Annotated in this window: 22 protein-coding genes; 11 read left to right on the forward strand and 11 right to left on the reverse strand. The window is 74.0% G+C overall.

The window, feature by feature from the left end:
- Window positions 1-2: 2 nt before the first annotated feature.
- A complete protein-coding gene (locus ABT295_RS07260) occupies window positions 3-272 on the reverse strand; it encodes a WhiB family transcriptional regulator (protein ID WP_345507515.1) in 270 nt (89 codons plus the stop codon).
- Window positions 273-513: 241 nt separating this feature from the next.
- Between ABT295_RS07260 and cofD the strand changes: the two genes are divergently transcribed.
- Both cofD and cofE read left to right on the forward strand, forming a co-directional pair.
- Window positions 514-1,497: a 2-phospho-L-lactate transferase gene (cofD, locus tag ABT295_RS07265; protein WP_352393727.1), complete on the forward strand. Its 984-nt coding sequence runs from the start codon at window positions 514-516 to the stop codon at window positions 1,495-1,497.
- Between the two features lie 74 nt (window positions 1,498-1,571).
- Complete coding sequence (cofE, locus tag ABT295_RS07270) at window positions 1,572-2,615, forward strand: coenzyme F420-0:L-glutamate ligase (RefSeq protein WP_352393728.1); 1,044 nt, start codon at window positions 1,572-1,574, stop codon at window positions 2,613-2,615.
- A gap of 36 nt (window positions 2,616-2,651) precedes the next feature.
- On the opposite strand, the gene ABT295_RS07275 is transcribed toward cofE, so the two are convergent.
- On the reverse strand, window positions 2,652-3,626 hold the full coding sequence (locus tag ABT295_RS07275) for a zinc-binding dehydrogenase (RefSeq protein ID WP_352393729.1): 975 nt from the start codon (window positions 3,624-3,626) through the stop codon (window positions 2,652-2,654).
- 90 nt (window positions 3,627-3,716) lie between these two features.
- On the opposite strand from ABT295_RS07275, the gene ABT295_RS07280 reads away from it, so the two are divergent.
- From ABT295_RS07280 to ABT295_RS07290, 3 genes are read left to right on the forward strand one after another with little or no spacing between them, the layout of a single operon-like run.
- Window positions 3,717-4,385 (forward strand): biotin transporter BioY, encoded by a 669-nt coding sequence (locus tag ABT295_RS07280; protein WP_352393730.1) that lies wholly within the window; start codon window positions 3,717-3,719, stop codon window positions 4,383-4,385.
- Complete coding sequence (locus ABT295_RS07285; protein ID WP_352393731.1) at window positions 4,382-5,092, forward strand: energy-coupling factor ABC transporter ATP-binding protein; 711 nt, start codon at window positions 4,382-4,384, stop codon at window positions 5,090-5,092. Before ABT295_RS07280 ends, ABT295_RS07285 begins: the two co-directional genes overlap by 4 nt.
- The gene (locus tag ABT295_RS07290) at window positions 5,089-5,712 is read left to right on the forward strand and encodes an energy-coupling factor transporter transmembrane component T family protein (RefSeq protein ID WP_352393732.1); all 624 of its coding nucleotides are present in this window, start codon (window positions 5,089-5,091) and stop codon (window positions 5,710-5,712) included. Before ABT295_RS07285 ends, ABT295_RS07290 begins: the two co-directional genes overlap by 4 nt.
- 18 nt (window positions 5,713-5,730) lie before the next feature.
- On the opposite strand, the gene ABT295_RS07295 is transcribed toward ABT295_RS07290, so the two are convergent.
- The 3 genes from ABT295_RS07295 to ABT295_RS07305 all read right to left on the reverse strand — a co-directional run bounded on the left by ABT295_RS07295 (window position 5,731) and on the right by ABT295_RS07305 (window position 9,762).
- The gene (locus ABT295_RS07295; protein ID WP_352393733.1) at window positions 5,731-6,936 is read right to left on the reverse strand and encodes an NAD(P)-dependent malic enzyme; all 1,206 of its coding nucleotides are present in this window, start codon (window positions 6,934-6,936) and stop codon (window positions 5,731-5,733) included.
- A 217-nt stretch (window positions 6,937-7,153) separates the two neighbouring features.
- Window positions 7,154-8,449, reverse strand: a complete 1,296-nt coding sequence (locus tag ABT295_RS07300) for an HD-GYP domain-containing protein (protein WP_352393734.1) — start codon at window positions 8,447-8,449, stop codon at window positions 7,154-7,156.
- Window positions 8,446-9,762, reverse strand: coding sequence for an HD-GYP domain-containing protein (locus ABT295_RS07305; protein ID WP_352393735.1), 1,317 nt, complete (start codon window positions 9,760-9,762; stop codon window positions 8,446-8,448). Before ABT295_RS07305 ends, ABT295_RS07300 begins: the two co-directional genes overlap by 4 nt.
- A gap of 453 nt (window positions 9,763-10,215) precedes the next feature.
- Between ABT295_RS07305 and ABT295_RS21165 the strand changes: the two genes are divergently transcribed.
- Entirely contained in the window at window positions 10,216-10,290 is a 75-nt protein-coding gene (locus ABT295_RS21165) for a 50S ribosomal protein bL37 (RefSeq protein WP_369791897.1), read from the forward strand.
- Between the two features lie 107 nt (window positions 10,291-10,397).
- Here the strand turns inward: ABT295_RS21165 and rsrA are convergent, their stop codons facing one another.
- The 4 genes from rsrA to ABT295_RS07325 are packed head-to-tail and all read right to left on the reverse strand — an operon-like array spanning window position 10,398 to window position 12,995.
- Complete coding sequence (rsrA, locus tag ABT295_RS07310) at window positions 10,398-10,676, reverse strand: mycothiol system anti-sigma-R factor (protein WP_345507504.1); 279 nt, start codon at window positions 10,674-10,676, stop codon at window positions 10,398-10,400.
- Entirely contained in the window at window positions 10,673-11,506 is an 834-nt protein-coding gene (locus ABT295_RS07315; protein ID WP_352393736.1) for a sigma-70 family RNA polymerase sigma factor, read from the reverse strand. The genes rsrA and ABT295_RS07315 overlap by 4 nt, the downstream gene beginning before the upstream one ends.
- 17 nt (window positions 11,507-11,523) lie before the next feature.
- Entirely contained in the window at window positions 11,524-12,165 is a 642-nt protein-coding gene (locus tag ABT295_RS07320) for an alpha/beta hydrolase family protein (RefSeq protein ID WP_352393737.1), read from the reverse strand.
- A complete protein-coding gene (locus tag ABT295_RS07325) occupies window positions 12,162-12,995 on the reverse strand; it encodes an SOS response-associated peptidase (protein ID WP_352393738.1) in 834 nt (277 codons plus the stop codon). Before ABT295_RS07325 ends, ABT295_RS07320 begins: the two co-directional genes overlap by 4 nt.
- Window positions 12,996-13,147: 152 nt before the next feature.
- Here ABT295_RS07325 and ABT295_RS07330 point away from each other — a divergent pair, with 152 nt between their 5' ends.
- From ABT295_RS07330 to ABT295_RS07350, 5 genes are read left to right on the forward strand one after another with little or no spacing between them, the layout of a single operon-like run.
- The gene (locus ABT295_RS07330) at window positions 13,148-13,678 is read left to right on the forward strand and encodes a DoxX family membrane protein (RefSeq protein WP_345507500.1); all 531 of its coding nucleotides are present in this window, start codon (window positions 13,148-13,150) and stop codon (window positions 13,676-13,678) included.
- Between the two features lie 31 nt (window positions 13,679-13,709).
- Complete coding sequence (gene aroA, locus ABT295_RS07335; RefSeq protein WP_352393739.1) at window positions 13,710-15,047, forward strand: 3-phosphoshikimate 1-carboxyvinyltransferase; 1,338 nt, start codon at window positions 13,710-13,712, stop codon at window positions 15,045-15,047.
- Entirely contained in the window at window positions 15,044-16,087 is a 1,044-nt protein-coding gene (rsgA, locus tag ABT295_RS07340; protein WP_352393740.1) for a ribosome small subunit-dependent GTPase A, read from the forward strand. Before aroA ends, rsgA begins: the two co-directional genes overlap by 4 nt.
- A 35-nt stretch (window positions 16,088-16,122) precedes the next feature.
- Window positions 16,123-16,911, forward strand: a complete 789-nt coding sequence (hisN, locus tag ABT295_RS07345; protein ID WP_352393741.1) for a histidinol-phosphatase — start codon at window positions 16,123-16,125, stop codon at window positions 16,909-16,911.
- Window positions 16,912-16,932: 21 nt separating this feature from the next.
- Window positions 16,933-17,484 carry a GNAT family N-acetyltransferase gene (locus ABT295_RS07350; protein ID WP_352393742.1) on the forward strand — a complete coding sequence of 184 codons (552 nt, stop codon included), beginning with the start codon at window positions 16,933-16,935 and terminating at the stop codon, window positions 17,482-17,484.
- 45 nt (window positions 17,485-17,529) lie between these two features.
- Here the strand turns inward: ABT295_RS07350 and ABT295_RS07355 are convergent, their stop codons facing one another.
- Together ABT295_RS07355 and ABT295_RS07360 are read right to left on the reverse strand one after the other, a co-directional pair.
- Window positions 17,530-18,918, reverse strand: a complete 1,389-nt coding sequence (locus ABT295_RS07355) for a M16 family metallopeptidase (protein WP_352393743.1) — start codon at window positions 18,916-18,918, stop codon at window positions 17,530-17,532.
- Window positions 18,915-20,219: a M16 family metallopeptidase gene (locus ABT295_RS07360; protein WP_352393744.1), complete on the reverse strand. Its 1,305-nt coding sequence runs from the start codon at window positions 20,217-20,219 to the stop codon at window positions 18,915-18,917. Before ABT295_RS07360 ends, ABT295_RS07355 begins: the two co-directional genes overlap by 4 nt.
- Window positions 20,220-20,309 lie beyond the last annotated feature (90 nt).

The raw sequence follows: 20,309 nt of genomic DNA on the forward strand, positions 1-20,309 counted from the left end.
GGTCAGACCGCGCGCTTCTTCAGCTTGCGGCGCTCACGCTCGGACAGGCCACCCCAGATGCCGAAGCGCTCGTCGTTGGACAGCGCGTACTCGAGGCACTCGGAGCGCACCTCACACCCGACGCAGACCTTCTTGGCCTCGCGCGTCGAACCGCCCTTCTCCGGGAAGAACGCCTCCGGATCGGTCTGGGCACACAGCGAACGCTCCTGCCAGGAGAGCTCACCCTCCTCCGCGCCGCTCGTGTCCGACCAGACCACCATCAACTCGTGCATGACCCCTCCTCGACCCTGACTGCACATGTGTCAGCACTTGTTGCACCCGGCGACTTCGTGACCCGGGCACTCCGGACAAACCAGTCCGGGTGCCCCAACGACGCGATCCGACGACGACAACGATGAAATTACATGCGTGTCATATGCCTCACGTCAAGCCCGCAGGTGATATTTGCCAGCACGAACCGGACAGATCACCCCCAGCACAGCGCTGCGGGTGGCCGGCTGAGAGGATCGCCGCATGCGCATCACCGCCCTCGCCGGAGGGGTCGGAGGGGCCCGGTTCCTCCGCGGCCTGCTCCACCACGCCCGCACCACCCCGTCCACCGAACCGGTCGAGCTGACCGTCATCGGCAACACCGGCGACGACATCACCCTCTTCGGCCTGCGCATCTGCCCCGACCTCGACACGCTCCTCTACACGCTCGGCGGCGGCATCCACGAGGGCCAGGGCTGGGGGCGCGCCGACGAGTCGCACCACCTGGCGCAGGAGCTCGCGGCGCTCGGCGCCGAGCCGACGTGGTTCGGCCTCGGCGACAAGGACTTCGCGACGCACGTCTTCCGCTCGCAGCTGCTCGGCCGGGGTGTGCCGCTCAGCGGGGTCGTCGAGCGCCTCTCGGCCCGCTGGGGGCTGGGCGAGCAGGGCGTGCGCCTGCTGCCGATGACCGACACCCCCGTCGAGACGCACGTCGTGGTCACGGAGGACGGTGAGCAGCGCGCCATCCACTTCCAGGAGTGGTGGGTGCGCCACCGCGCCGAGCTGCCGGCCGAGCGCTTCGTCGTGGCCGGCCTCGACCGCGCGGCACCGGCCCCCGGTGTGCTCGACGCCATCCGCGAGGCCGACGTCGTGCTGCTCCCGCCGAGCAACCCCGTCGTCTCGATCGGCATCATCCTCGGCGTGCCCGGGGTGCGCGACGCGCTCCGGGGCAGCCGGGCCCCGGTCGTCGGCGTCTCGCCCCTCGTCGGCGGCCGCCCCGTCCGCGGCCACGCCGACGTGTGCCTGCGCACCATCGGGATCGACGAGACGAGCGAGGCCGTGGCCGGGCTCTACGCCGACTTCCTCGACGGCTGGCTCGTCGACGAGGACGACCCGATGACCTCGCGCCGGGGGCTCGAGGTCGTGCACCGGCCGCTGCTCATGAGCTCGACCGACGCGGCCGCGGCGATGGCCGGTGCCGCCCTCGACCTCGGGCTGCGCCTGCGCCCCGGCTCCGGCCCGGCATGACCAACCCCGGAACGGCTCCCGACACGGATCCCGACACGGCTCTCGACACTGATCCCGACACCAGGGCCCCGGGCGTGGTGACCCTCCTGCCGCTGACCGGGATCCCGGAGGTGCACGAGGGCGACGACCTCGCCGACGTCGTGGACCTCGGGCTGGCGCACGCCCGAGTGCGCCTGCGCGACGGCGACGTGCTCGTCGTCTCGAGCAAGATCGCGAGCAAGTCGCTCGGTCTCGTCACCGACGACACCGACAAGGACCGCGTCGTGCGCGAGCAGAGCCGGCGCGTCGTGGCCGAGCGCACGGTCGGTGACCGCGTGACCCGGATCGTCGAGGCGACCGCCGGCCCGGTCATGGCCGCCGCGGGGGTCGACGGGTCGAACACCGGCGACCGGGGCGGCTGGCTGCTCCTCCCCCACGACCCCGACGATGTCTGCGCGCGCCTCTGCGCGTCGCTGCGGGCCCGGCACGGCGTCGCCGTCGGGGTGGTGCTCAGCGACACCGCCGGGCGCCCGTGGCGCGTCGGCCAGGTCGACTTCGCGCTCGGCGCCCACGGGATGCACGTGCTCGACGACCTGCGCGGCGGCACCGACGCCGACGGCCGGCCGCTCGAGGTGACGAGCCGGGCCGTGGCCGACGAGGTGGCCGCCGCCGCCGACCTCGTCAAGGGCAAGGTCGCGGCCGTGCCGGCCGCGGTCGTGCGGGGGCTGCGTGGTGCGGTCCTCGACGGCGCCACCGACGGCGCCCCGGGCGGCCGCGACCTCGTGCGCACCGGCCCCGGCGACTGGTTCGGCCTCGGCCGGGTCGAGGCGGTGCGCGCCGCGCTCGGCGTGGAGCCGGGCAGCCCCGAGTCCGTCGCCGTCGGCATCGCGCCCGTGGCGCCCGACACGCGGGTGGCCGCCGTCTCGCGGGCCGTGCGCCTCGCCCTGCACGACCGCGAGGGCGCGACGGCCGACGTGGGACCCGACACGGTGACGCTGGGCGCCGACACGGCATACGACCTCGGGGCGCTCGTCACCCGGCTGCGGGCGGCGCTGTGGTGCGAGCGGCTCGTGGGTGAGCCGCGCACGCCCGCGGCCGACGGGCTCTCCGTCGTCGTGGGCGTCACCGAGCAGGCCTGACCGGCGCCCGCCGGCTACCCGCCGGCTACCCGCCGGCTACCCGCCGACGGTGAAGACGACCTTGCCGAAGACGTCGCCGTCGACCATCCGCGCGAAGCCGTCGCGGGCCTGCGCGAGCGGCAGCACCGAGTCGACGACCGGCTCGATGCCCGCCTGCCCGACGAACCGGGCCAGACGCCCGAGCTCCTCACGCGTGCCCATCGTCGAGCCGACGACGCGCAGCTGCTTGAAGAAGATCTTGGTCAGCTCGGCCTTGGCGGGCGCGTCGCCCGACGTCGCGCCGGAGATGACGATGGTGCCGCCCGGGCGCAGCGCGTTGACCGAATGCGACCACGTCGCGGCGCCCACGGTCTCCATGACGGCATCGACGCGGTCGGGCAGGCGCTCCCCCGAGGCGAAGACGCGGTCGGCGCCGATCGCGAGCGCGCGCTGGCCGCGGGCCTCGTCGCGCGAGGTCGCCCACATCCGGTAGCCGGCCGCGGCGCCGAGCTGGAGCAGCGCGGTCGCGACGCCGCCGCCGGCGCCCTGCACGAGCACGGTGCCCCCGGGCTGCACGCCCGAGTTCGTGAAGAGCATCCGGTATGCCGTCAGCCACGCCGTCGAGAGGCACGCCGCGGTCTCCCACGCCATCCCCTCCGGCTTGGGCACGACGTTGCCGGCGGGCACGAGCACCTTCTCGGCGAGCGTGCCGTCGTGCAGCTCCGAGAGCAGGGTGCGCCTCGGGTCGAGCGTCTCGTCGCCCTGCCAGCCCTCGGAGGGCACGACGGCGTGCACGATGACCTCGTTCCCGTCGGCGTCGACGCCTGCGGCGTCGCAGCCGAGCACCATCGGCAGCCGGTCCGCCGGCAGACCGACCCCGCGGAGCGACCAGACGTCGTGGTGGTTGAGCGCGGCGGCCCTCACGTCGACGAGGGTCCAGCCGGGGCGCGGCTGCGGGTCGGGGCGCTCCCCGACGACGAGGCCGGAGAGCGGGTCGGAGGCGGACTGACTGACGGCGTGGGCAGCGAGCATTCCAGCACCCTAGTGACCGGCGCGGTCGCACGGGCGGAGCGGGCGGGCGCGCGTCCGGCGGGTCGCGACACCCCCGGTAGGGTCCTGCCCGTGACCGACAACACCCACGTCCGCCGGGAGCCGACCGGCACCGCGACGGCTGCCGCACGACCGGGCCCCGGCGACGCGCGACGGTCGCGTGGCGTCGACCCCCGCTCGGTGGCGCTCGTCGCCGTCTTCACCGCCCTGCTCGTCGCCGCGGCGGTGGTGCCGGGCATCCCCGTCGGCGGGTTCGGCGTGCCGATCACCCTGCAGACGCTCGCCGTGCTGCTCACCGGGCTCGTGCTGGGCCCGGGCCGCGGCGGCGTCGCCGTCCTCGTCTACCTCCTCCTCGGCTTCGTGGGGCTGCCCGTCTTCAGCGCCGGCCAGTCAGGGCTGCAGGTGCTGAGCGGGCCGACGGCCGGCTACCTCCTCTCGTTCGTCGTCGCCGCCGTGGTCGTCGGCCTCGCGGCGCGCACGGTCGTCCGGCGCGCGCGCCGCTCCCTATGGGCGCCGCTGCTCGTCGCCGCGTCGGTCGTGACCTCGGTCGTCGTCGTGCACGCGCTCGGCGTCGCCGGTCTCATGGTCAACCTCAGGCTGCCGCTCTCGGCCGCGATCGGCGCCGACCTGCCCTTCCTGCCCGGCGACCTGCTCAAGGCCGTCGTCGCGGTCGTCGCGGCCGTCGCCGTGCACCGCGCCTTCCCCGACGTCCTCGTGCGCCCAGCCCGCCGCCGCGCGTGACGACGGTCCGGGTCGTCGGGGCGCGCGTCGACGTGCCGTCCGACGGCGCCCCCGACCGTCGCCCCCGCACCATCCTCGGACCGCTCGACCTCACGCTCACCGAACGCCGCGTCACTGTCGTCGGCGCCAACGGCTCCGGCAAGTCGACGCTGCTCCGCCTGCTCAACGGGCTCGTCGCGCCCACGTCGGGCCACGTCACGGTCGACGGGCTCGACACGGTGCGTGACGGCGCCGCCGTCCGCCGCCGCGTCGCCTTCGCGTTCACCGACCCGCTCTCGCAGCTCGTGCTGCCCACCGGCCGGGAGGACGTGGAGCTCTCGCTGCGCCGCGTGCACCGCGACCGCACGGCCCGCCGCGCCGCGGCCCGCGACGTGCTGGACCGCTTCGGCCTGACCGCCCTCGCCGACCAGAGCGTCTACGACCTCTCGGGCGGCGAGCGCCAGCTGCTCGCGCTCGCCGTCGTCCTCGCGACCGACCCCGCGCTGCTCGTGCTCGACGAGCCGTCGACGCTGCTCGACCGCCGCAACACCCTGCGGCTGCGGCGGGTGCTCGAGGCGCTGCCGCAGACGGTCGTGCTCGCGACGCACGACCTCGACCTCGCGCTCGTGGCCGACCGCACCCTCGTCGTCGACGGGGGCGCGGTCGTCTTCGACGGCGACCCGGCCGACGCCGTCGACCACTACCGCGGCCTGGTCGACGAGCCGTGACCGCACCGGGGCTCTTCACCACGCACGTGCCCGGCACCTCGGTCGTCCATCGGATGCCGTTGTGGCCCAAGCTCGCCGGCGTGGTGGTCGTGGGACTGCTGCCGTGGTTCGTCTCGTCGCCGTGGCCGCTGGCGCTCGTCACCGCCGCCCTCGCGGGGGTCGTCGTCGTCGCGCAGCTGCCCGTGCGCCGGCTGCTCCGCTCGATGCGCGGGCTGGCCCCGGTGATCGTCGTCCTGCTCGCCTTCCAGTGGTGGTCGACGGGCCTGCCGTATGCCGTCCGCGTCGTGCTCGGCATCGTCAACGCCTTCGTCGCGGCCGGCGTCCTCACCGCGACGACGCCGGTGACCGACCTGCTCGACGGCGCGGTGCGGGCGGCCCGGCCGGCGCGTCGGTTCGTCGACCCGGAGGTCGTCGCCCTCACCCTCGGGATCGTCGTGCGGTCGGTGCCGTGGGTGCTCGGGTCGTTCTCGGCGGTGCGCGAGTCGGCCCGGGCCCGAGGGCTCGAGCGCGACCCGCGCGCCGTGGTCGTGCCGACCGTCGTGCACGTCGTCGGCTACGCCCGCGCGACGGGAGAGGCCCTCACGGCCCGGGGCCTCACCGACCCGGCCGAGGACGCCTGACGCGCGGCCGGGCGGACGTCACCGCACGGCATACGGCCCCGGACGGGAGGCTCCCGCCGACGACGAGGGCGCGAGGGCGGCGACTGCGGCGGCCACGGCGGGCGCCACCCGCTCGTCGAAGACGCTCGGCACGATCCGGTCGGCCGTCGGGTGCTCGACGAGCGCGGCGATGGCGGCAGCCGCCTCGAGCTTCATCGCCTCCGTGATGCGGCGGGCACCCGAGTCGAGGGCGCCGCGGAAGATGCCCGGGAAGGCCAGCACGTTGTTGATCTGGTTCGGGAAGTCCGACCGTCCGGTCGCCACGACCTCGGCGAAGCGCGCCGCCACGACCGGGTGCACCTCGGGGTCGGGGTTGGCCAGGGCCAGGATGACGGCACGCGGCGCCATCCGGATGAGGTCGCGCTCGGCGACCGTGCCACCGGACACCCCGATGAAGACGTCCGCGCCCGACAGCGCCTCGCCGAGCGCGCCGGTCACCCCACGCGGGTTCGTCGCCGCGCGCAGGTCGGCCTTGTGCGGCGCGAGCCCGTCCCGGTCGGGACCCAGCACGCCCTGCGAGTCGGTGACGACGACGTCGGTCACCCCGGCCGCGAGCAGGATGCGGCTCACCGCCACGCCCGCCGCGCCCGCCCCGGCCACGACGACGCGCAGGCCGGTCAGCTCCTTCTCGACGACGACGGCCGCGTTGCGTAGCGCGGCGAGGGCGACGATCGCCGTGCCGTGCTGGTCGTCGTGGAAGACCGGGATGTCGAGGCGCTCCTGCAGTCGGCGCTCGATCTCGAAGCAGCGCGGCGCGGAGATGTCCTCGAGGTTGATGCCGCCGTACGTGGGGGCGATCCGGGCCACGGCGTCGACGATCTGCTCGATGCTGCCGGTCTCCATGCAGACCGGCACGGCGTCGACACCCGCGAATTGCTTGAAGAGCACGGCCTTGCCCTCCATGACGGGCATCGCCGCGAGCGGCCCGATGTCACCGAGGCCGAGCACCGCGGTGCCGTCGCTGACGACCGCGACCGTGTTGCGCCGGCTCGTGTACGCCCGGGCCAGACCCGGGTCGGCGGCGATGGCGAGCGACACCTCGGCGACGCCGGGGGTGTAGAGCAGCGAGAGGTCGGCCGCGTCGCGCAGCTGCGAGGTCGCGTGCACGGCGAGCTTGCCGCCCTCGTGCACGCGGAAGACCTCGTCACTCGGGTCGAAGGGTCGGCGGGTCGGCAACGCACTCATGGGAGAGACACCTCGTTCGCGGAGGGAGGAAGGGCAGGGGCCCTGGCTGGTGGAACAGAGCCGGGGGTCTGGCCTGCGTGCTTCGGTCTCGCGACGGGGGTTGCCCGAGCCCCCACTCTCGCACGGCGGGGGTGCACCACGGCAAGGCCCGCAGGCCCGGTGTGACGGGCCTCTCACGGCCCGTCACACCGCGCAATCACACCGGGCCGGGGCGCCCTCAGGCGCTCGCGCCGGAGCTGCTCGTCGACTTGAGCAGCGCGTCGACGACCCTCGGGTCGTACTCGTAGCCGAGCCCGAGGTAGATCCGCTCGACCGCCGCCTCCCGGGCGCGGGCGCTGCGGGCTCCCGCGGTGAGGTCCTCGTAGGCGTTGGCGACCTTGACGATGCGGCTCGTCAGCGGGATCTCCTCCCCCAGCTCGCGCACCTGCCGATAGGGCGTCGTCTGGTGCTCGAGGATGTGCGCGACGCCCTCGAAGACGCCCGTCTCGCGGACGATGGCGACGGTGTCGGCCTCGATGCGGCGCTGGTCGGCCGGCGCGGCGAGCACCGTGGCACCGCCGGGGATGGGCTCGACGAGCGCCACCTGGCCGATGTCGTGCAGCAGCGCGGCGTACTCGAGGTCGAGCAGCTCACGCTCCGACAGTCCCAGCTCGCGGCCGATCCGCACGGCGAGCTCGGCGACCCGCTCCGAGTGCCCCGACGGGGTGTAGCCCGCAGCGTCGGTGAGGCGGGAGAGGGTTCGGATGCTCTGCAGGTAGGTCGCGCGGATGCTGACGTAGCGACGGAACGCGAAGAGCGTCAGCACGAGCGGCATGAGGAAGAGCGGCAGCGCCGCGATCCCGAGGGACGGCGCCGCGAGCGCGACGAGCACGCCGGTGACGGCGACCGCGGTCGACATGGCGAGGGAGGAGCGCAGCTCCTCGACGAGGGTGCGCCGCACGTTGGCCGTGGCCGAGACGGCGCGCAGCAGCGAGGTGAAGACGGCGTCGGCGAGCAGGGCCACGGCGCAGAGCGCGAGCATGAGCAGCGCCCGCTGCCACGGCACGAGCGCGTCGACGGGCGCGATCGCGCCCGGGGACTGGCCGAGGTGGACGCCGCGGTAGAGCACGGTGAGCACGGCGATCGCCACGAAGCGCCCCGTCGTCTCGACGATGCTCACCTCCCGACCGGCGAGCACTCGCGTGGCGGTCCCGAGCGTCATGGCGACGGCCGTGACGGCGAGCACGAAGGCACCGCCGTAGGCCACGCGCTGCCCGGCGGACACCTCGGTCGTCAGGGCCAGCGCGAAGGCCGCGGCAGCGGCGATGGGGGCCGAACCACGAAAGCCCGGAGCCGAGAGGTGGAACCACTCCCCGAGCACGATGGTCAGGGCGAAGACCGCGACCACCCCGAGACCGACCTGGTCGTCCATGCCCGGCACGTCTCCGGTGGCGACGGTGACGACGACCGACGTGACGAGGCCGAGCAGACCGATCCCCAGGGCGATCGGGTCGCGGCGCACGACGCCGTTCACGCGACCGCCTCCGTGGACAGCACGACCGACGGCCAGCCGTGCTTCTCGAGCACGGCCACGGTCGCGAGCACGACGGCGGGGTCGTAGCGCCCGACATCGGCCTGCAGGGCGCGGGCCACGTCGGCGACGAGCTCCTGGCGGTGGTCGGGCGTTCCGGCCCCGGCCACCTCCTCGACGGCCGCGGCGACGGCCACGACCCGCGCCGCGATGGGGATCTCGGTGCCGACGAGGCCGTCGGGGCGCCCGCCGCCGTCGAAGCGCTCGTGCTGGTGGCGGATGCCGGAGCGCGCGTCCTCGAGGAAGTCGATGCCCTCGAGCATGCGGGCGCCGAGCACGCAGTGCCGGTCGATCGTGCGCCGCTCGGCCGGGCTCAGCGCCTCGGGCGCGCGGCGCAGCAGGCGGGTCGGCACCCCGAGGTGGCCGATCTCGTGGAGGGTCGCGGCGTACCGCACCGTGCCGATCTGGTGCGGGCCGAGCCCCAGCTCCTCCGCGACCCACTCGGCGAGACCGGCCGCACGCCGGCTCCGGGCGATGGCGGGCGGCTCCTTGGTGCCCAGAGCGGTGACGAGGGTGTCGATGGTGCGCTCGTGCGACCGCAGCTCCTCGCCGTACTGGATGAAGGCCCAGCGCGCCGCGAGGAGCGGCACCATGACGAGCAGGGCGCTGAAGGCGCCGAGGTCGACGGGGTACCAGAGCACGACGAAGAGGAAGCCGATGATCCCGTAGCCGATGTAGGCCACCCCGGAGCTCGCGAGCACGCGGCGTGCGAAGACGCCGAACGGCACGCGTTCGGCCAGCGTGATGGCGCCGGCGAGCAGCACCGCGTTGGTCAGGCACTGGACGACGTCGGCCACGATGAGCGGCAACCCGACGAGCGCGATGATCGACCCGAGCCCCGACACCGACTCGAGGTTCTCGACGCCACCGACGAACATGTACGCGTACGCGCCCACGGCACCGATGGTGCTCGTCATCGCGAAGTTGAAGACGCGCTGGAACCAGCGCACCTTGCGATCGCGCTCGATGAGCTGCGACGCGAGGCCGACGCACCAGGCACCGAAGGGTCCGAGGATCGCACCCGACGCGAGCAGGATGATCGAGAGGAACGAGAACCCGATCCGGGTCGTGACGGTGGGCTCGCGCAGGTTGTAGCTGAGCACCCCCATCGCCGCGAGCAGGAGCAGCGGCGCGATCTGAGGGTGACGCCCGCCGAACCACGAGAGGACACCGAGAGCGATCGAGAGCAGGCCCACGACGCCGATGTAGTACGGCAGGAGCGGCGAGGCCGAGGGCTTCTCGAGAGGACTGGTCACGACCTATTCATGCCTGACAGCAGTTCGGTCCCGCAACCATGGAAGTGGCAGGACCGAACTGGGACGGGTCTGTGGGTGAGGTTCAGCTACCCCACGTCCAGGTGCTGGCGAAGTAGGCGACGGCACGCGTGGCGTAGTCGTTCGTGGCGAGGGCAGACAGCAGAGCAGCAAACATTGGGGGGCTCCTTGATACTCGGTGTTCCGGATGCGTGCGCCATGGAGGGGCGTGTTGCGGCAGCACAGAACGATTGAGGTTTCCCTCAGCGCGTAGCCTGCCTCACCGAGACATCGAGGAACAGCGGATATACCCCCGGGTGGGCATATCTATACCAAGATTTTAACGTCGCGAGCGTATCAGCGCAGCCGATTGGGTGGGAGCGAAGCGATGTGGAAGAATCTGTGTTTCGTGCCCGGACGGGCGCGATGCAACCGCAGGACCAAGGAGAGCCGACGATGAGCAAGCGCGCCCGCAAGCGCCGCTCCCGCAAGGGCAACGCCGCCAACCACGGCCGCAAGCCCAACGCCTGAGCCGCAGACGTCAAAGGCCCGCACCCGAGAAGCTCGGGGCGGGCCTTCGTCGTGTCCGGGGACGCGGGCGCCCTCCGACGCGGTATGCCGTCGTCCGACGCCGCCGGTCAGCCGCGGTCGACGCGGATGACCGTCGTCGAGATGCGCGACATGATCGTCAGCCGGAGCGTCTCGGGCGCCTGCTCGCTCCCGCACGAGCGCTTGATGAGCGACTTGAGCGTCGTGTCGAGGTCGTACTCCTTGAGGCACGGGCCGCACTCGTCGAGGTGCGCCTGGATCTTCGCGCAGTCGTCGGGGCCGAGCTCACCGTCGAGGTACTCGTAGACCCGCAGCAGCGCCTCGGAGCAGTCGGTGCGCGCGTCCGCACCCGTCGTCGGCTCGTTCATGACCGGGCTCCTTCCGTCCGTGCGCCGGACGCGCTCGCCGTGCTGGTCGCGTTCGTGGCTCCCGCGGCGACGAAGCCGCGGTCGGCGGCATACTCCGAGAGGAGCTCACGCAGCTGGCGGCGACCACGGTGCAGCCGGCTCATCACGGTGCCGATCGGCGTGTCCATGATCTCGGCGATCTCCTTGTAGGCGTAGCCCTCGACGTCGGCGAAGTAGACCGCGAGGCGGAACTCCTCCGGGATCTGCTGCAGGGCACGCTTCACGTCGCTGTCGGGCAGGTGGTCGAGCGCCTCGGCCTCGGCCGAGCGCAGGCCCACCGACGTGTGCGACTCGGCGCGCGCGAGCTGGTAGTCCTCGATCTGCGCGGCGTCCGACTCGAGCGGCTGGCGCTGCTTCTTGCGGTAGCTGTTGATGTAGGTGTTGGTGAGGATGCGGTACATCCACGCCTTGAGGTTGGTGCCGGGCTTGTACTGGTGGAAGGCCGCGTAGGCCTTCGCGAACGTCTCCTGGACGAGGTCCTCGGCATCGCTCGGGTTGCGCGTCGTGCGCAGGGCCGCGCTGTAGAGCTGGTCGAGGAGCGGCATCGCCTCGCGCTCGAACCGCGCGCGGCGCTCGTGCTCGGCCTCGGCCGTCACGTCGACCGTCGCGTCGCGCGTGGCGACGTCGTCGGGGTCGGCTGCGGGCGCGGCGGCCAGCACCGCGGCCGTCGGGTCGGTCTTCTTGTCCTTTGCCATCGCCTCCCAGCCTAGACCGGCTGGTTGCGGCACCGGACCCAGCCGGGACGGCGGGGTCGTCGCGCGCTCGGGAGCGGGGAGGGAGCAGGTGACCATGTGCGGTCCAACGACCCCTAGCCGGGCAGCATTCCCGCGACCTGCGTCACGGCGGCGGTGAGCGCGCTGCGCGCCCCCTTCGGGAAGCTGTGGCCGCCGGGCACCTCGATGAGGGTGGTGCCCGGCGCGAGGTGCTCGCGCAGCTCGGCCGGGGTGCCGAAGGCGTCCGCGGCGCCCTGCACGACCCACGAGGGGTCGGGGGCGAGGGCGAGCTCGTCGGCGCGCAGCCTCTCGGGCCGCGCCGGCAGGTGGAGCGGGAAGCTGAGGAGCAGGGCGGCATCCGCCTCGAGGGGGCCGGCCGTGCGGCACGCGACCCGGGCGCCCGCGCTGCGGCCGCCCACCACGAGCGGCCGCGGCAGCCGGCCCCGGCCCGTCACGAGGGACTCGACGATCGGCACCCAGGCGGCGTCGAGCGTCGGCGGTCGACCAGCCACACGGCGTCCGGCCACGAGCCACGGCTGCTCCACGAGGGCGACCGCCCACCCGGCGCCGACGAGCACCTCGCGGGCGATGGCGAGGTCGATCGCCCCGAGCCCTCCCCCGGCCCCGTGCCCGAGCACGACGGTGCCGCGGGGGTTGGGCGGGCGCTGCACGTGCACCCGCCCGGGGCCGCCGGGCGTCTCGACCTCCCGGACGGTCTCGCGGTTCGCGCCGCTCACGTGCCGATCACCTCACCCGTCATCGGGTCGACGACGCCCTCGAGCTCCTCCGCCGCCACGGGCTCGACGAGCCCCGGCCCGTTGTTGCGCGTCGCGCCCACGCCCCGGCCCACCGGGTGGGCCTCGAACCGCCCGGGGCTCGCGAACTCGAGCAGGTGCCGCACGACCTCGGGGTCGGTCTCCGTCGGGTCGAGCCACTGGTCCCACTGGTCGGGCTCGAGCACGAGCGGCTGCCGGTCGTGGATCCGGTCCATGCCGGGGTCGGCGGCCGTCGTGACGATCGTGAACGTCGTGAGCCAGGCGCCCGGGTCGTCCTCGGGCAGCTCGCGGTCCCGCCAGAACTCGTAGAGCCCGGCGAAGGCGACGGGGGCGCCGTCGGCGCGGTGGATGAAGAACGGCTGCTTGCGCGGCTTGCCCTTGGTGTCGACGGCCGTCGGCGACACCTGCCACTCGTACCAGCCGTCGGCCGGCACGAGGCACCGCCGCGACCGGGCCGCCCGGGCGAAGGCGCCCTTGCCGAGCACCGACTCGGCGCGGGCGTTCGTCATGCGCAGGCCCATCTTCACGTCCTTGGACCACGCCGGCACGAGGCCCCAGGTGAGCAGCCGCAGCTGGCGCCTCGGCTCGGCGTCGGCGTCGTCCCTCGGCGCCCGGGTCAGCACGACGGGCGCCTGCTTCGAGGGCGCCATGTTCCAGTCCGGGGCCCCGGCCGGTGGGTCCTGCGGGTTCTTGAGCACGCTGCGGGTCGGCTCGTCGGTGTGGTCCTCGTCCACGTCGAAGGCCTCGATGAGCTCGTCCGGCCGCGCACTCGCGGCATACCTCCCGCACATGCGCCACAGCGTATGCGGCGGGACGCCCGCCCGACGGCCCCCGACGGCGGGCGCCGACGCCCGCGCCCGGGGTATGTCGCTACCGTAGGTCCCCACTCGTCCACAGGGGCCCGGCGGACGCCCGTCCGCCGCCGGCCAGAGGAGGAACATCCATGATCGTCCGTCGTCTCGCCCGTCCGCTGCTCGCGTCCGTCTTCGTCGCGGCGGGGGTCGACGCGCTGCGCCACCCGGCCGAGCGCACCGACCAGGCCGCCCACCTCCTGCAGAAGGTGCCCGGCCAGGTGCCGGGCGCCGAGGTCGCCGCCAAGGACCCCGACCTCTTCGTCCGCGTCAACGGCGCCGCCCTGCTCGGCGGTGGCCTCCTGCTCGCCACCGGACGGATGCCGCGCCTCGCCTCCACGGTGCTCGCCGCGTCGATCGTGCCGACGACCGCCATCGAGCACGCGTTCTGGGAGGAGGGCGACCCGACGCGCAAGGCCGCGAGCCGCAGCCTCTTCCTCAAGAACGTCGGCCTGCTCGGCGGGCTGCTCCTCGCCGCCGTCGACACCGAGGGCAAGCCCGGCCTCGCCTGGCGCGCCCAGCACGCGACGAAGACCACGCGCCGCGAGGCCCGCCACGCCCAGCGCACCGCCAAGCGGGAGGCCCGCCTCCTCGCGCACCGAGCCCAGGACGTCGTGAGCTGAGTTGAGTCCCGCCGATCCATCGCCCCACCCCGTGCCCACCGACGCGGACTGGTCCGCCCCGCTGGCCCCCGGCCCGCTCGACGCGACGGTCGTGCTCCCCGGGAGCAAGTCGCTGACGAACCGCTACCTCGTGCTCGCCGCGCTGGCGAGCGACCGGTCCCGGCTCCGGTCGCCCCTCCGGTCGCGCGACACGCTGCTCATGGCGCAGGCCCTGCGCTCGCTGGGCGTCCGGATCGACGACGTCGCCCCGGAGGGTGAGGTGGCACCCGGGGCCGTCGCGGACTGGGTGGTCACGCCGCCCGAGGCGCCGGCGTCGCTCCGGGGCGACGTGACGGTGGACTGCGGGCTCGCGGGCACCGTGATGCGCTTCCTGCCGGCCGTGGCCTCCCTCGCCGACGGGCCCGTGCGTCTCGACGGGGACCCCCAGGCGCGCGTGCGGCCGATGGGTCCGGTCGTCGACGCGCTCCGCACGCTCGGTGTGACGATCGACGACGAGGACGGCCACCTGCCGCTCACCGTCGCGGGTCGGGGCCGGGTGCGGGGCGGCGCGGTGACGATGGATGCGTCGGCGTCCTCGCAGTTCATCTCCGCCCTGCTGCTCGCGGGCGCCCGCTACGACGAGGGCGTCACCGTGCACCACGACGGCACGCCCGTGCCGAGCGAGCCGCACATCCTCATGACGGTCGAGACCCTGCGCGACGCCGGGGCGATCGTCGACGACAGCGAGCCGAACACGTGGCGGGTCGAGCCCTCGGAGATCAACGCCCTCGACGTCTCGGTCGAGCCCGACCTCTCCAACGCCGGGCCGTTCGTGGCCGCCGCGCTCGTCGCCGGCGGCACGGTGCGCGTGCCGGGGTGGCCGCAGCACACGACCCAGGCCGGTGACCTGCTCCGCGAGATCCTCGACTCGATGGGGGCGGACGTGCGGCTCGACCGCTCGGGCCTGACCGTCGTCGGCGGCGACGAGCTCGTCGGCATCGACATCGACCTGCACGACGCCGCCGAGCTGACGCCGACCGTCGCGGCGCTCGCCGCGCTCGCGTCCACGCCGACGTGGATCCGCGGGGTCGCGCACATCCGCGGCCACGAGACCGACCGTCTGGCGGCACTCACCGCCGAGCTGAGCGGCATCGGGTCGGCCGTGACCGAGACCGAGGACGGCCTGCGGATCGCCCCGGCCGCCCTGCGCGGCGGTCGGTTCCGCAGCTACCACGACCACCGCATGGCGACGGCCGGCGCCATCCTCGGGCTGCGCGTGCCGGGGGTGCTCGTCGAGGACATCGGCACGACGGGCAAGACGCTGCCCGACTTCGTCGGGCTGTGGACCGGCATGCTCGAGGGCGCGGCACCGGTGGTGCCGGTCCGATGAGCTGGCGCGACCTCGACGAGGGTGACGTCCGGGTCCGCCCGAGCCGCAAGGGATCGCGGCCTCGCACGAAGGAGCGGCCGGCGCACGCCGACGCCGTCGTCGCGATGGTCATCGGCGTCGACCGCGGCCGCTACACCTGCCTCATCCCGAAGGGTTCGCTGGGCCGCAAGGAGCCCGAGCGCGTCGTCACCGCCATGAAGGCGCGCGAGATCGGCCGCACCCGGGTCGTCGTCGGCGACGACGTCGCGCTCGTCGGCGACCTCGCCGGTGGACCGGACGCCCTCGCCCGCATCGTGCGCATCGAGGAGCGGCGCTCGGTCCTGCGCCGGACGGCCGACGACACCGACCCCTACGAGCGGATCATCGTCGCCAACGCCGACCAGCTCGTCATCGTCACCGCCCTCGCCGACCCGGAGCCGCGCCCGCGCATGGTCGACCGCTGCCTCGTCGCGGCCTACGACGCCGACCTCGAGCCGCTGCTGGCCCTGACGAAGGCCGACCTCGTCGACCCCGCACCGTTCCTCGCCAACTACGCACCGCTTGAGGTCGAGCACGTCGTCACCTCGCACGCGGACGACCACTTCACCGGCCTCGAGCAGCTGCGGGAACGCCTCTCCGGCAAGGTCTCCGTGCTCGTCGGGCACTCCGGCGTGGGCAAGAGCACGCTCGTCAACGGCCTCGTGCCGGGCGCGCTCCGCGCCACAGGCGTCGTCAACGACACCACCGGACGGGGTCGGCACACGTCGACGAACGCCGTGGCGCTGCGGCTGCGCGGGCCCGACGGCGCCGACGACGGGTGGGTCATCGACACCCCCGGCATCCGCTCGTTCGGCCTCGCCCACATCGACGTCGACCGCATCATCGACCACTTCCCCGACCTCGCGGCCGGCACGGACGGCTGCCCGCGCGGCTGCACGCACGACGAGGAGGAGTGCGCCCTCGACGCGTGGGTGGCCGACGGCAGGGCCGGGGCCGCCGGCCCCTCGCGCCTAGCCTCGCTGCGCCGTCTCCTCTCGAGCCGGGCCGGCGAGGAGCACTGACCACGCGGCGCGCGGCGGTTCGCTAGGTTGACCGGGTGACCTCCTACGACGACGACCTCCGGCTGGCCCACGTCCTCGCGGACGCCGTCGAGCGCGTGACGATGTCACGGTTCCGGGCCGCCGACCTGGTCGTCGAGAGCAAGCCCGACCTCACCCCGGTCACCGACGCCGACCGGGCGGCGGAGGAGCTCGTGCGCTCGCAGCTGAAGCGCACCAGACCCCGCGACGCCGTGCAGGGCGAGGAGTTCGACACGACGGGCCACGGCCCGCGGCGCTGGGTCGTCGACCCCATCGACGGGACGAAGAACTTCGTGCGCGGGGTGCCGGTGTGGGCCACCCTCATCGCCCTCGTCGTCGACACGACGCCGGTGCTCGGCCTCGTCGCGGCGCCGGCCCTGCAACGCCGTTGGTGGGCCTCGACGGGCTCGGGCGCGTGGACCGGACGCTCGATCTCGTCGGCCCGGCGGATCTCCGTCTCGCAGGTGGGCCGGCTCGGTGACGCGTCGCTGTCGTACTCCTCCCTGTCCGGGTGGCGTGTGCGCGGCCGGCGGGACGACTTCCTCGACCTCATGGACGACTGCTGGCGCACCCGCGCCTACGGCGACTTCTGGTCCTACATGCTCGTCGCCGAGGGCGCGGTGGACGTCGCCGCGGAGCCCGAGCTCGCCGTCCACGACATGGCGGCGCTCGTGCCGATCGTCGAGGAGGCGGGGGGCCGGTTCACCGGCCTCGACGGGCGCGACGGGTGCTGGAGCGGCAACGCGGTCGCGACGAACGGGCTGCTGCACGACGAGGTGCTCTCCCGCATCGGGACGCGGTCGTAGGTGGGTGCGGCACCGAGGGACGTGGCTCCCGCTGCGGCGACCGTCAGGACGGCGACCGCCGACGACGTGCCGGCACTCGCCGACGTCGCCGCGCGCACCTTCGCGCTGGCGTGCCCGCCGTCGATGACCCCGGATCGCATCGAGGCGTTCGTGGCCGACGTGCTCTCGGCCGAGCGGTTCGCCGACCACGTGGCGGACCCCGGCCGACTCGTGCTCCTCGCGGAGTCCGGCACCGGGCCGCTCGGCTACGCGGTGCTCGTCGACGGCGAGCCGTCGGACGACGACGTGCGCCGGGTGATCCGGCACCGGCCCACGGTCGAGCTGTCCAAGATCTACGTCGTCCCCGAGGCGCACGGGTCGGGCGCCGCGCGGCTGCTCATGGAGGGGTCGCTCGCCTGGGCGCGCTCGCGGGGGGCCGCCGGGGTGTGGCTCGGCGTCAACCAGCAGAACGAGCGGGCCCAGCGCTTCTACGGCAAGAGCGGCTTCGAGCGGGTGGGCGTCAAGCGCTTCCTCGTCGGCGGCGCGTACGAGGACGACTTCGTTCTCGAGCGCCCGCTCGCCCTCGACGACTGACGAGCGACGACGGCCGACCCGGGAGGGCGGCCGGCCGGGTGCGCGTCAGGCGTCGGTCACGACGGTGACGTCGCCGAGGCCGAGGGCCTCCACCGCGGCCAGGTGCGCAGCCGCGTCGCCGACCATGACGACCGTCCACCCGGAGCCGGGCCCCGTCGCGCCCACCCCTGCACCGTCGGCGAAGCGGGCGTAGGCCGCTTCGACGCGCGCGCGGTCGACGGTGGCGAGGTCGCGCAGGTTCGTCGTCGTGAAGTCGGTCGTGCGGCCGTCCAGCGCCATGCCCACGGCCTCGTCGGCGATCGTGTCGGCCGTCGCGTAGCGGCCCGGGGCCGTCTTGGAGATGAAGTCGACACCAGAACGGATCTCCTTGTCGGAGAACCCTTCCCGGCCACTCTCGAGGATCTCGAGGAGCAGGCGCAGCGACTCCGCCGTGGAGTCCGCGCGCACGGAGCCCGACGTGAGGAAGACGCCACCGCGCCGCCGGGGGCGAAAGCTCGACCGGATGCCGTAGGTGTAGCCCTTCTCCTCGCGCAGCACCGCGTCGACCCGGGCGTTCGGCGAGCCGCCGAGCACGAAGCCGAGCACGGGGTAGGGCGCCCAGCCGCCCTCCACGGAGCGGTCGGGTCCGGGCGCGCCCACGACGAGCTCGGTCTGCACCGAGCCCGGCCGGGAGACGAGGACGATGCGGCCGCGGTCCGGCGCGAGCGCGGCCGCGTGGGTGAGGAAGTGGCCGCGGTCCTGCGGACCGGACGCCCACTCCCCCAGCGCGCCCTCGACGAGGGCTCGCACGTCGAGGCCCTCGAGGTCCCCCGCGACGACCATGGTGACGCCCGAGGCGACGACGTGCCGGGCGTGGAAGGCGACGACGTCGTCGCGGCTGATCGCCGAGACCGTCTCGCGCGTGCCCGCGGTCGGGCGCGACGACCGGTCGCCGGGGGCGTAGAAGGTGCGCACGAACTCGAGCCCGGCGCGGTGCGAGGCGACCGAGCGCTCCTGCTCGATCTCCGCGATCCGCGTGCGCACCTGCCGGGCCACCTCGGACTGCGGGAAGGCCGGCTCGGTGAGGATCTGGCGGAGCAGGTCGAGGGCCGGCACGACGTTGCCCTTGACGACGTCGAGGTCGATCGACAGTCCGGCGTCGGCCATCCCGGCACCGAAGCTCACGCCCTTGCGTTCGAGCAGCCGGGCGAACTCCTCCGCCGTGTGGTGCTCCGTGCCCTCGTCGAGGGTGCGCGCCATGATCGAGGCGACGCCCTCCCGCTCGCGCGGCTCGTCGCGCAGCGACACGGGCAGGCCGAGCCGCACCGAGAGGACGTACTGGCCGGGCACGTCGTAGGTGACGAGGCGCAGCCCGTTCGGCAGGTCGTGCGTCGTCGACGGCGGGAAGGCCCACGGCTCGGGCGGGGCCACGACGGGACGGTCGACGGCGGTCATGCGACCTCCTCCGGATCGGTCTGGTCGCCGCCGTCGGCGGCGAGGTAGCGCACGACGGCACGCGACCCCGGGTCGAGCCAGCGGGCCGCGGCAGCGCGCGCCTGCTCGGCCGTGACGGCCCGGATGCGGTTGACGAAGGTGTTGACGTAGCCCGGGTCGCCGGTGAGCATCGCGTGGTGGCTGATGTGGTCGGCGCGCTCCTCGATGCTCGCCAGGGCGCTGAGCCACGACCGCTCCGTGTCGGCGATGACCGACTCGAGCTCGGCGGCGTCGGGGCCCCCCGACACGAAGCGCTCGATCTCGTCGCACACGGCGGCCTCGACGGCGTCGACGTCGGCGCCCGCCGACACGTCCACGGTGATCGTGCCGAGGCCGACCCCGTCCACGAGCCCCATCGTCCAGCCCCCGACCGCGACCGCGGTCTCGTCGGTGCGGACGAGGCGGCGCATGAGCCGCGAGCTCGCCAGGCCGCCGAGCACGTCGACGGCGACCTGGCACGCGAGGTAGTCGGGGGTCGTGTCGACCGGCAGCCGGAAGGCGATGTAGAGACGGTCGTTGGGCACCTCGCCGAGGCGGTCCACGCGCAGGGGGCCGTCCAGCGGCGGCAGCTGGTCGTGCCGGGGCCGGGAGTCGAGCTCGATCGCGGGCAGCCCGCCGAAGTAGCGCTCGGCGGCCGCGAAGCCCTCCTCCGGCGTCACGTCGCCGACGAGCGAGAGCACGGTGTTGTTGGGCCCGTAGTGCGCGCGGTAGAAGGCGTGCACGTCCTCGAGCGTGGCGGCGTCGAGGTCCTCCATGGAGCCGATGGTCGGGTGGTGGTATGGGTGGTCCTCAGGGAACACCGTCGCGTAGATGTCGATGAGCGCCGAGCCGTAGGGCACGTTGTCGTAGCGCTGGCGCTTCTCCTCCTTGACGACGTCGCGCTGGTTGTCGAGGTTCTCCTGCGTGACCGCGTCGAGCAGGTGCCCGTGCCGGTCGGCCTCGAGCCAGAGCGCCAGCTCGAGCGCGCCCGTCGGCACCGTCTCGAAGTAGTTCGTGCGGTCGAACCACGTCGTCGCGTTGAGGCGTGCCCCCTCGTCCATGAGCGCCGAGAAGTGCTCCCCCGAGGCGACGTTGCGGCTGCCCTGGAACATCAGGTGCTCGAAGAGGTGCGCGAAGCCGGTGCGACCCGGCGTCTCGTGGCGCGACCCCACGCCGACCCACAGGTTCACGGCGACGTTGGGCACCGTGTGGTCCTCGCTGACGATGACGCGCAGGCCGTTGGCCAGCGTGCGCTCCGCGAGCGGGTAGGAGATCGCTGTCACGGGCTCGACCCTATGCGACCGGGGCCGGTCGTGAGCACGGACGGGTGTGCGTGCCGGTGGCGGCCTCGGCGAGAATGCGGGTCCACCCGT

This window comes from Terrabacter sp. NPDC000476, from assembly GCF_040300125.1.
Lineage (GTDB): Bacteria > Actinomycetota > Actinomycetes > Actinomycetales > Dermatophilaceae > Terrabacter.